Raw genomic sequence first — 12,337 nt, 5'->3', positions numbered from 1 at the left:
AAACTACTTTTTATAGCGGCTCTATTTTGTGCGGCGCTTTTTGCAGATAGCCTAGATCAAATCAGACAAAACGGCGTCATTCGCATCGGAGTGCGCGACGCCCATCCACCGCTTTGCGAGTCTAATGGCGGCAAATTTGAAGGATTTGAAATCGATCTTGCAAACGCTATTGCTAAAGAAATTTTCGGCAAAAAAGAGGGCAAAATCGAGTTCATCCCGTTAAGCGTAAATGATAGAATTCCATTTTTAGAGGCAAACAAGCTTGATTTGGTGATCGGTCTATTTAGCATCACCAACGAACGAAAAAGAAAGATCGATTTCTCCCTCCCCTACCTCTCCGTAAATTTGGGCGTATTAACGCGCAAAGCCGACGCTTTTACCGATATCGCGCAGCTTCATGATAAAAAGATCGTATTCGAAGGCGACGCGACAGTAGCAGAGAGATTTTTCAAAACCAAGGGATTTAAAAATTTAGGCCATTGCGCTTCGGCTAAGGAATGCTACGAAATGATTCGAAATGGCGATGCGGACGGCTATATAAACGACAATCTCATAGTGCTTGCATATTCCGTCATCGATGATACTTTGGAAGTGCCGTTTAAAAACCTAGGCCCTAGCGATTTCATCGGCATCGGCGTGCAGAAAGACAACAAGGAACTACTTGATTTCGTCAATGCAGAGCTCATCAAGCTAAGCAAAGAGGGCTTTTTCAAAAAGGCCTACGAGCAGAGCTTTGATCCATTTTATCGCGGTACGGCAGATAAGAAGTATTTTCTGCTAGATGGAATTTATAATATGCTCTAAGAGCTTGCTTTAAATTTTGAGTCCGGCTTTTAGAATTTTAGCAAATAAAATTTCCCGCTTAGTTTGAAAGCGGAAGAGAGATTAAATTTAAGGATTTGCCATGAAATTGCTTCTTGCAATGTTACTACCATTTATCGTTGCTTTTGCCGATAGTTTGGAACAGATCAGATCAAAAGGCGTCGTTCGCATCGGCGTTTACGACGGACAGCCTCCTTTTAGTGAGCTAAACGATGGGACTTTCGAGGGCTTTGAAGTTACAATGGCACAGGCCATAGCAAATGATCTTTTCGGCGAAAAAGGCGGCAGAATCGAACTTGTGCCGATGAAGGTCGAGGATAGAATTCCAGCATTAGTAAACAACCGCGTAGATATCGTCATCGCTACGATTACCATTACGCCTGAACGCGCGCAGCAGATCGATTTTTCAACACCGTATTTTTCGGTAAATCTTGGAGTTTTAACCCGCAAGGCCGATAGAATAAAATCCTTAGCCGATCTGCGAGAGAAAAGAATTTTACTCGAAAGCGGCGGTACAGGCGAGGCATTTTTTAAACAAGAAGGCTTTGGAAATTTTACATTTTGTAAGATCGCCAGGGAGTGCTACCGCATGCTAAAAGACGGCGACGTGGACGCCTACGCGACCGATAATCTAATCGCAATGGCATATCCAGTAGTCGATAGCGAGATGGAAGTACCGCTTAAAACACTAGGTAAGCCTGATTTCATGGGTATTGGCGTGCAGAAGGGCAATAAAGAGCTACTGGATTTCGTCAATGCAGAGCTTATAAAGCTAAGCAAAGAAGGCTTTTTTGAAAAGGCATACGAAGGGACTTTTAATCCATTTTATCACGGCGCTGCGGATAAAAGATATTTCTTGCTAGATGGAATTTACAGCTTCTTGTAGGATTTGCGGCTTATTTTAAAATTTATCACGCAAGATTTATCGCGTAAATTTATCTCCTGCTTGCTATGCTTTAGCTCTTGCAGCATGGATCACATAAAATTTATCGCGCAATATTGCTTGTTTAAATTTTTCAAAAAAGCTTTTTCGCGGGCGAAACGGCATTTATATAAAATTTCGCTCGTTTTAAATTTATCTTGCATAAATTCTATCGCAGCTTGAAATTGCCAGAATTAATTTAGCTCAGATTTTTATTATTTAAAATTTTACTCAAAATCTCTTTGTTAGGTTTTTTTACCACTTGCAATCCACTCTAAATACCCCCCCACTAAAAAAGGTTAAATTTTTCAGCCAGGAATTTATTCTGCGCAAAGAGTAAATTTTTACTACTTAAAATTACAAATGCAGCCACCCCTCTGTCAAAAACCGATCAGTGATTTTCATATTGCAAACTGATCTATTTTTATGTATAATCGCAAACTTTATGAATTTTAAAGGATCAATATATGAAAAAATCCATCTGCTCCTCTATGCTTAGCCTCGCAGCGGTGCTCGCACTAGCACCCGCACAAGCACTTTGCAATGCAGATTCTAATCCGCCGCTTATCCATACTCACAACAACCTCTATTCGGCGGGATTTAGCGGCAATACTAGCGGCAGCGGTAGCACCAGCCCGAACGGCAATATTACGACGATTACGGGCGTTGCAAGCGGCGGAACGGACTACTCCAGCAGCGTGATTTACGGCGGAGGAAGCGGCGATGGGATCGCTGGCTTTACTGAGTTAAACTCCGCCTCCAACAATAGACTTACGATTAGAGGCGCAAACGCTTACGTGGGTATCGCAATAGGCGCCGAAGCCAAGGGCGTATCTGATAATTACGTGAGCTTGGAAAACGGCTCCAAGGTAAATTTAGTCGTGGGCGGGCAAGGCATAGCGGCGTCTAAAACGGGCAACGAAGGCGAAGCGACGCGAAATCAGGTTTTTGTAAAATACGGCGCCGAAATTACGGGAAATGCCGATAACTTCGGCGGTAGCTCAAATAGACATTATAATATCATCGGCGGCAGAAGCGGAGCGGACAAAAAAGCCTCCTCTAACGCCGTAACGATCGACGGAGGCACTATCGGCAACGGCTCCGTTACGAATGTAATCGTGGGCGGTATAGTAAGCGGCGGCGGCGATGCCGTATCAAATAGAATAACTATCAAAGGCGGCATGTTTAGAGGGGACTTCGATATATTCGGCGCTCAATCCTCCACGGGAAAAAGCATCTACAATAGCGTCAATATAACGGCGCCTTATTATGGCAGCACAAATACTATCACTCTAAATGGAATCGGTAGAATTTGGGGCGCAGCGGGCGGAAGTGGAAACTCTAGCGCAAACTCCGTAACCATAAACTCAAGGCTAAAAGCGCAAAATTACCAAGTAGTAGGCGGCCAAGCAAATAGCGCTAGCGTAATGAGCGCAAATCGCGTAGAGATCAATAACGACGATGCGATCGTAGGCAGCGTCACGGGCTCTTTGGGCGGCACCTCAAGCTCGCGAAGCGTAGTTGATATTTTAAAAGGCACCGTAAAGGGCGATGTTGCAGCAGCAAACGGCATCGCAGGCGAATCGGACGGCGATAGAGTTACTCTAGGGGCATTCGATTCTAATAAAGGCGTGCATATCGGAGGCAATGTCTATGGCGCACGTGCGGGAAGCGTCAAAAACGCGGTCGTTTATATCAATAAAGAAAGAACGACGATAGCAGGAGACGTCTATGCAGGCTACGCTACAAGCGGCAGCGTCGAGAATAGCAACGTAAATTTTAGAGGCGGCACTATAAGCGGTACAATCTACGGCAGCAATAAGCCTACGGATAAAACTAATACCTTACATATAGAAAATTGGGTCGGCGGCGGCATTAAAAAAGCTAAAGACATTAAAAATTTCGGCTCTATAAATTTTAACGATCTATATTCCACTACCGAAGCTGATGCGCCGCTTACTCTAACCACTGGCGGCAATACGAATTTAAACGGTACAAAGATAGAGGGTATAAAATCAGATCTTGGCGAAGGAAAGTACTATCTGATACATAATTCAGGCGGCGGCACGATTACTAGAGCCGCACAAACCGTGCAAGATAATCAAATTTATACGATTACCGACAAAGACCACTATCAAATCACCGGCACTACGATCGAGGTCGAAAACAGTAAGAATTTAATTATGCAGAAAGGCACTCTAACTCGCTCTTGGATAGACCCCAATTTCGATCAAAGCGAGCTAATGCAAAATCAAAATTCTAACAAAGCTGCGGGCGCTACTGAGCTATTCGGTAATAAAGGCAACACCGTAATCGTAAAAGATGGTACAGGCAATCTAGGCGGTAAAAACATAAGCTCGGGCAGAGACGACGCTACCGATGGAAGCAACAGCGTCCACGGCAACCACACCAAGATCAATGGCGGAAGCAACATAGGCGAGATCGATGGCGGATATTCAAATTCCGCTACCTCGCAAGAAATTTATAATAACCACGTAACTTTCGAAGCAAGCGGAATAGACGTGGGGTATGTAAATGCGGGCATCACCCACAGCAGTAGCGGCGGCGGAAACGTCCACGATAATAGCGTAACTACGAATGCTACGATAATCCACAATAGCATTTACGGCGGCAATACTAGCAACGGGGAAGCTAAATCCAATATCGTAACTATAAACAACGGCAGCGTAGGAGCAATGGCGGTAGGCGGCAAGGGAAACAGCGCGATTTCCAACACCATAACTCTTAACTCGGTAAACGTAGGCGGAAGCGTATATGGTGGAAAGGCTAGCGGCGCTGCTTCCTCCAACACTGTAAATTTAAACGGCAACACGCAGATCGCCGGCAACGTCTACGCAGCGGAAGCCGTTAGCGGCAGCAACAACGTAGTAAATTTCAGAAGCGGCAGAGTAGCAGGCACGATATACGGCGTATCTAGTGCAAACGCTAGCAATTCGGGCAATAGCCTAAATATCCTATCTTCAAACTCCGGCAATGGCCTAAATGCAGGGAATTTTGCAAATTTCAATAAATTGGAATTTAACTTAGCCTCACTTGGCGAGATTAAAAATGATGCTTCATCAAGTACCAAAAGAGCTTTAAGCTTGACAGGTTCTGGCAATACCGATCTAAGCGGTACAGATATATTTGTAAACTCGGCAAGAGAATTTAATGCTTTAAACAATGCAAGCTATCCAGATGACGATAATAAGAAATACACACTTGCCTATAAAAGCGGAGGCGGTAAATTTACCGGATATGATCCGCGCTTTAAAGACAAGGGCTACGTAACTCAGCTAAATAAAAACTATGTCATAAAGGATGCTAATACCTTTAGCAGAAACATAGGCGGTATGCATATAAGCGAGGATGAGAAGGAACTTTATATCCAAAAGCTTATTAAGACTAACGAGAGCATAAATGGAGACTTTGATGCGGATGAGCTGCAGAAGTATCTTGGTGCCGGCGGTCTTAACGGAAATAACATAGATATAGGTAAAGCGGGGGAGGATAAGAATTTTAACGCTAGAAATATCAACGCAGCAGGCGCAAACAATACGTTAAATTTCATCAGCGGTCATAATGTAGGCGCAATAAGCGCAAGCGGTGGCGGCAACACCCTTAACATAGGAGCTAGCAATAGCTCTCCTGCGGCAGTAAATTCCTTAAGCGCTAAAAATATTAGCGGTTTTGACAGGCTAAACTTCTTTCTTCCTAACTCTATTAGAGCAGGCGATAGCGTACTTACCCTAAGCGACCCTACTGCCAATACCGATCTAAGCAACGTAAGCAATATCACGGCTTATATAAGCGGAGTAAGCGGTCCGATTAATCCAAGCAGCGAGATTCATCTAATCAATAAGCAAGGAAGCGGCAGCCTTATAACTCCTAACGCAGCCAATATGCATGCAACGCTAAATGTAGGGGTAAGTCTAAGCTATAACCCTAAAATTTATCAAAGCGGCAATTATCTAAATTTAGGCTTTGATGCTTCCTCGGCTCCTAGCGCGCGCGTAAATTCTAATACCAAATCCTTCGCAGAAACCCGTGCTGCAAGCTTAGCTAGCTTAAAGAGCGGAAGCGAGTTAATCACCAACTACCTAGATAAGCTAATACCGGATGGGCATTTAGAGCTATTTCCTTTTGCTATAAGCGAAGCTTATGATCTAAGGTATGAGACTGGTTCGCACGTAAATTCCAAAGGCTATGGAGTAGCAGCAGGACTTGCCAGCTTAACTGAGAATTTCGCAGGAGATATCTTAAGCGGAGTATTCGTTGAATATGGAAGAGCAAACTACGATAGCTACTTAGATAATGGCCTACATGCAGACGGAGATAGTGAGTATATAGGCGGAGGCTTGATGCTAAAGCAAAACTTTACTAGTGGTACCTACCTGGATGCAAGCTTTCACGTAGGTAAGATAAGCAGCGACTACAATAGTAACGACTGGACCTATGCCATAGCCCCTGGAGTATTAGCTCATAATGAGAAGTTTGATATAAGCTCAACCTATATGGCTACTCATATAGGAGTAGGTCAGATCTTTGATCTAAGCGAAAGCAATAAACTAGACGTTTATACTAAATGGCTATATGCTTACACGGATGATGCGGATGCTACTATAAGCTCGGGCGAGAGATATCACTTTGATAGCGTTACATCTAATAGGCTAAGAGCGGGTCTTAGAGATACTATAAATCTAAAAGATGAGCATAACCTATACTTTGGAGGCGCATACGAGTATGAGTTTAGCGGAGATGCTAAAGCATCTACTATGGGGCTTGACGCTCCTAAGCCTAGCTTAAAAGGCTCTACCGGAGTATTTGAAGCCGGCTATAAATACGATAGCAAAAACCTTATCCTTAGCCTAGGTGGCAAGGGCTACGTAGGCAAGACAAGAGGCGGTGCTATCAATGCAGGGTTTGAGATTATGTTTTAAATTTAAGAGGTGAGCAAGCTCTAGCTCACACATCTATAAAATCAAATCCTATACTTAAAATTTCAGGGGCGGGAGATTTCTCGCCCCTTTTTAAATTTAGATGCTACGCAGATGATCCCGTTTGTGGCGCATAAAGAGACCATCGATCTTGCAATGCAAAACGGGATAAATTTAGTAACTTCACTCTTATGCGATAACGATCTTATTAAACGCGCCGTATCCGCCCGCGTGAAATTTTATCACACCGCGGGCTCACTCTTTCTCGTGCTTGCTTGCTTGGGGTATGCAGACGCAGTCTGGATCGGGCTTTGAAAAGGCTACGTTAAATTTAAACCTAGCCGCCAGGCATAAAATGCACGCCGTAATGATCCCCGCTACGGCAAAGGCATTTATACCGCTAATAGCCGCGGCTAGCCCCAAGGCGCCGCCTAGGTACATGGCGCACAAAACGAGATCCTTATCGATCTTGCCGCGAAAGATGATGGCGAAAAATAGCGCCGTCGCCACGCCGCTTACGAAGATGTTGCTCGCCGCGAAGAGATAGTTTAAAATTTCGCCGCCGAAGCTTGCTAAAAGTAGCGCGATCGCGCCGAAGCCTAGCGTAGCGATGCGGTAAATTTTTAGATCCTCGCTTCGCAAAATATCGTGCGCGAAGATGCTAGAAGCCGTGATCAAGCAGGTGTCCGCAGAGGATATGATCGCCGCCAATAGCCCCAGCATCAAAACTGAGCCCAACGATGCAGGCAGCGCGTTAAAAAGGCTTACGTTAAGCAGATTTTCGCCGCTCGTGCCGTCGGCCGCAAGGCTCATCGCGCCAAAACCTATAAAAGCGATCATTATGCTACTGATTGCGATTCCAAAAGCACCGAAGATAGAGCCTAGGATCGCCGCGTGCTCGTTCTTTGCGCTTAAAATTCTAGAAAACAGCATCGGATCAATCACGTAGCTAGTACCGATAACCAACAGATAATATCCGATCTTGTCGTATCCGAAGGCGTCATTTTTGAGCGTAAAATTTACATTTTCAAACACCTGCGGCGAATTAAAATTTAGCCAGAGCAAAACTGCCAAAAACGCCGCGATTACGATAGCGTATTGATATACATCGCTTCTAATGACCGCTCTTTGTCCGCCCAAAATCGTATAAACGATGATGACCACGCCTCCGATGAGCAGCGAGGAGTTAAAATTTAGATCAAACGTCGAGAGTATGCGCGCGCTGGCGCTAAACTGCGCCGCTAAGATAGCGCACCACGCCACGCAAATGATGACTGCGCTAACGAGCCTGGCTCTTTTGTCGATAAAAATTTCTGCTATCTGCGCGAATGTCAGCGCTTTGCTCGCGCGTAAAATTTTTGCAATAAAAATCGCTAAAATCATCAGTCCGATCGCGCCGCTTAAAAGCCACCAAACCGCGGCAAACCCGTACTTTTGCATATTCGATACCACGCCGATCGTAGCTGCACCGCCCACGCAGGTAGCTACTATAGAAAATGCAATCTCAAAAGCGCTCGCCTTTCTGTCCGCGACCAAAAAGCCCTCAAGGGCGGTCTTTTTGCGAAATTCCAAGAAGCCTAGCAAAAGTAGAAATATGATAAATACGATTAAAATTTGCATATTTATCCTTTATAAATTTTTAATTTTACCGCATCGCGGATCGCTTCGCAAAGCGCTTGCGTATCGCTTCTGGGCGTGATGAACGGTGGCATGAGATAGATGTTTTTGCCAAACGGTCTGATCCAAACGCCCCTTTTTACGAAAAACTCCTGCAGCGCCTCTACGTCCACCGCCTCCTTCATCTCTACGACGCCGATAGCGCCCAAGGTGCGAACGTCCGCCACGCCGTCTAAGCTCCTGCACTCTTTCAAGCCCTCTTGCAGGTCGGAGTGGATTTGCGCGACCTTTTGCGCCGTGTCCTGCGCGCATAAAATTTCTAAATTTTTAAGCGAAACGGCACAAGCTAGAGGATTTGCCATGAAGGTCGGTCCGTGCATCAAAACACCGCCGTTTCTGCTCACGCCGTGCGCGATCTTTTCGTTCGTCAAAACAGCCGCAAAGCTCATAAATCCGCCGCTTAGCGCCTTGCCTATGCAGATTATGTCGGGCGCCGCGCCACAGTATTCGTATGCAAATACCCTGCCCGTACGCCAAAAGCCGGTGGCGATCTCGTCAAAGATGAGCACCGCGTCCGCTTCGTCGCACAGCTCGCGGAGACGGTCTAAAAATTTCGGATGGTAAAACCACATCCCGCCGGCTCCCTGGACGACGGGCTCGATGGTGATGGCCGCGATCTCATCTTTGTTTTCTTTAAAAATTTTAGAAATTTCATCCGTGCTAGATGGGTCAAACGGCGCGTCGAAGCGGCAGCTCGGGCGCGGTGCAAAAATTTGACGCGCCAAGATACCGCTAAATAGCGAATGCATGCCGGTGACCGGATCGCAAACGCTCATCGCGCCGAACGTATCGCCGTGATACCCGCCTCTGACGGTTAAAATTTTATTCTTTTTAGGCGATACGTTTTGCTGATAGCAGATCGCCGCTTTCAACGCCACCTCGACCGCTACTGAGCCGCTGTCCGCGTAAAAGATACGATCAAATTGCGGCAACATCGAGAGTAGCTTTTTGCCTAAATTTATCGCGGGCGCGTGAGTAAGCCCGCCGAACATCACATGAGAAAATTCCTTCATCTGCGCGGTCGCCGCGGCATTTAACGCCTCGCTGCCGTATCCTTGAACGGCGCACCACCAAGAGCTCATCCCGTCGATCAGCGCGCCTTGCGTCGTGTAAATTTTATTGCCTTCGGCGCGGAGCACGCCGTGCGCCTTAAGCGGGTGCGTCGCGGAAGTGTAGGGGTGCCAAAGATGCTTCGCATCGAAGTTTAGATCAATGGGGCCCGTGTTTGAAGTGCTCATGAGCGGCGGCGCGACGCGGCTGCTTTTAATTTCGCCGTCTTGTTCGCAGACCTGCGCTGTGTCCAAAGCGCAGCGAGCCTCGCTATTTTTAGAATTTCCATTTAAATTTGCGCCCCTCTGCCCGCTTTGCGCCGCATCCAAGGCTACCGCAGTGGTTTCGTTTAAATTTGCCGCGCTCGCGTCCATCTGCGACGGATCGTCAAAATTTAGCGAGGCGATAAAATTTTCAAAAGAGCGCGCTGCCGCTGTAAAGTCGTCCTTTTGGAATTTGCGTAGCGATATTACGGGTATGTCTTTGAGCTTGCTTTTCAGATACGCTGCGTTTGATACGCAAATTTCGTCCTTTTGGTCGGTAAAATTTAGAACCAGTGCCGCGATTTTAAGCCCGTGCGAACGCAGGACATAGACGCTGCAAAGCGCGCTGTTTATCGCGCCCAGCTCGTTTTTACAGACCAAAACGATCGGCGCATCTACCGCTCTTATCACGTCCAAAAAGCTCTCGCGCGAGTTTAGCGGCACGAAAATACCGCCCGCGCCTTCGATCAGCGTGATTTTGCACTGCGCCGAATGAGCGTCGATAAATTTTAAAATTTCATCCGTCTTGATCTCGCGGCGCTCCAAACTCGCGCTGTAATGCGGCGAAGCCGGAAATTTAAACGCATAAATCGGCGCAATGTCGCTATCTGCGCTTACTTTAGCATACTCGCTTACATCCGGCGCGACAAGCCTGCCGTCACGTATCTCGCATCCCGTCTGCACGGGCTTTAGCGCGATTGCTGTGCGACCGCTTTGTAAAAACGCCCGCAGAAGCGAAGCTGTAACGAATGTCTTTCCTACCTCCGTATTCACGGCGGTTATAAAAAATTTCAATCTCGCTCCTTTAAAGCCCATCATAACTGAAATCAAATAGCGGCGTTGAAAAGAGGTACCGCACTAAACTCAAGCGAATGTCGATCGCAAGTAAAGTAGGGCGGTCGACAAAAAGGACAAAACATATAAAAGAAGAGATTCCTGCAAAGTAAGGCATGGCGCAGGAAGCGCAAATTTGGATGCATTATAAAATTTTAGCCTTTGCGGTTACGGATTTTATTTTGAGTTCGTAAATTTTCATGCGCTTTAATGATGCTCTGGAGGCGAACTCAACGCGCGACATGTAGTTTGGGGTGTATTTTTCGCATAGTATCCGCAGGGCGTAAATTTTACGCTCGTCATCTTCTACTTCGCTTGCTTCGCAAACGGCGATTGCGCTACGGTACTCCGTCGTATAAACTCTAGAGCCTAAAGCGGCAGCGTCGTTTGCGATCGATCGGTATTCTTCATCGCTTGGGGTAGGAACGCGGTTGTAGCTAACAAAAACCGCCGTTACCGCGCGTCCGTTTTGAAAAAGTTTCGCCTTTGTGCCGGCAGGCGCGCCGTGGATATAAATAACGTCTGCATCGCGCACCGGCGAGATAGGCACGCTAAAAATTTCGCCGCTCTCGTCTATGCAGCTAAGCGTAGCGTATTCGCTCTCGTCGATGATTTTTAACGCCTCATCTTCGCTTAGCTGCCTATCTCGTCTGCGCATTTAGTCCATCTGGTTGCGTAGGAATGCGGGCTCGTCGAGCTCGTCGTAGGTTTCGTCTCCGTTAAAATCGCCGCTACTTACCTTTTGTCTAGAAAAGATAGAATTTCGACCCATACTCTCTAAAAGCGCCTTCCTGCGATCTGCTACGTTATCGCTGGCGACCTGCTTTTTTTCCTCGATGCTCCTTTCAAAGCCGGTGGCGATGAGAGTAACCTCGACGCGGTTATTTTCCATCTTAGGATCTGTGGTAGTGCCCCATGTAACGTCAGCGTCCTTATCCACGGTATCTTCGATGATATTCATCGCAGATTCAATCTCAAGCAAGGAGCAATCAGGCGACATCTTAAAATGCACTAACACGCCCATAGCGCCGTGGATGGAGGTATTATCCAAAAGCGGAGATTGAATCGCGCTTTTTAGCGCTTCTTCTGCCGCGCCATCACCTTCGCTAACGCCGATACCCATAAGCGCCAAACCGCGGTGAGTCATTACCTTTTTGACGTCGGCATAATCGACGTTGATATCGCTATCGCCGGACTCTAAGATCACGGAGATCATACCGTTTACGGCTTGGAATAGGACATTATCTACGATCTTAAAAGCATCTTTTAGGCCGGTTTTTTTATCGATGATCTTTAATAAATTTTGATTTGGGATAACGATTATGGAATCGCACTCTTTTTTAAGCTCTTCAAGACCCTCTTGTGCTAATCGCATGCGCTTTTTACCCTCAAAACCGAAAGGGGAGGTAACGACGCCGATAGTTAGCGCTTTTTTCTCTTTCGCAGCTTTTGCAACGATAGGTGCAGCGCCCGTACCGGTACCGCCGCCTAGACCGGAGCCCACGAAAACGATGTCAGAGTAGTCCAAGCGGTCCTTAAGATCATCGTAGTTCTCCTCCGCAGCCATTTTAGCAAGCGCTGGATCCATACCGCAGCCAAGGCCTTTGGTGGTGTTTTCGCCTAGTAAAATTCTAGTATTTGCGATCGACTTTTCTAACGCCTGTGCGTCGGTGTTAGCCACCATAAGCTCAACGTCGGTTTTGGTAAATCCTTCGCGGATCATATGATTTATCATGTTGCATCCGCCGCCGCCGACGCCGATAACCTTCATCTTGGCACCGTAGATGCCTTTTCTTTCTTCCATACTATATCCTTTCACGAGTATCTCCTTA

The 12,337-nt window shown here is 46.6% G+C and carries 7 protein-coding genes; 3 read left to right on the top strand and 4 right to left on the bottom strand.

The window, feature by feature from the left end; genetic code table 11:
* From Q0198_RS01910 to Q0198_RS01900, 3 genes are all read left to right on the top strand, one after another.
* The coding region (locus tag Q0198_RS01910) for a transporter substrate-binding domain-containing protein (protein ID WP_297894375.1) at window positions 1-804 on the top strand (804 nt) is incomplete at its 5' end.
* A gap of 100 nt (window positions 805-904) precedes the next feature.
* Entirely contained in the window at window positions 905-1,708 is an 804-nt protein-coding gene (locus tag Q0198_RS01905) for a transporter substrate-binding domain-containing protein (protein WP_297894373.1), read from the top strand.
* 503 nt (window positions 1,709-2,211) lie between these two features.
* The gene (locus Q0198_RS01900) at window positions 2,212-6,684 is read left to right on the top strand and encodes a hypothetical protein (protein WP_297894372.1); all 4,473 of its coding nucleotides are present in this window, start codon (window positions 2,212-2,214) and stop codon (window positions 6,682-6,684) included.
* 252 nt (window positions 6,685-6,936) lie between these two features.
* Here Q0198_RS01900 and Q0198_RS01895 read toward each other — a convergent pair whose 3' ends face one another.
* From Q0198_RS01895 to ftsZ, 4 genes are all read right to left on the bottom strand, one after another.
* Window positions 6,937-8,301, bottom strand: a complete 1,365-nt coding sequence (locus Q0198_RS01895; protein WP_297894370.1) for a sodium:solute symporter family protein — start codon at window positions 8,299-8,301, stop codon at window positions 6,937-6,939.
* Window positions 8,302-8,303: 2 nt separating this feature from the next.
* Window positions 8,304-10,466, bottom strand: a complete 2,163-nt coding sequence (bioA, locus tag Q0198_RS01890) for an adenosylmethionine--8-amino-7-oxononanoate transaminase (RefSeq protein ID WP_297894369.1) — start codon at window positions 10,464-10,466, stop codon at window positions 8,304-8,306.
* A gap of 184 nt (window positions 10,467-10,650) precedes the next feature.
* Window positions 10,651-11,163: a pyridoxamine 5'-phosphate oxidase family protein gene (locus Q0198_RS01885; RefSeq protein WP_297894368.1), complete on the bottom strand. Its 513-nt coding sequence runs from the start codon at window positions 11,161-11,163 to the stop codon at window positions 10,651-10,653.
* Complete coding sequence (ftsZ, locus tag Q0198_RS01880; protein WP_297894366.1) at window positions 11,164-12,324, bottom strand: cell division protein FtsZ; 1,161 nt, start codon at window positions 12,322-12,324, stop codon at window positions 11,164-11,166. It lies immediately after the preceding gene.
* Window positions 12,325-12,337: the final 13 nt, after the last annotated feature.

The organism is uncultured Campylobacter sp. (assembly GCF_938045205.1).
Taxonomy (GTDB): domain Bacteria; phylum Campylobacterota; class Campylobacteria; order Campylobacterales; family Campylobacteraceae; genus Campylobacter_B.
The sequence above is the reverse complement of the archived record's forward strand: the minus strand, read 5'-3'. Positions and strand labels throughout refer to the sequence as shown.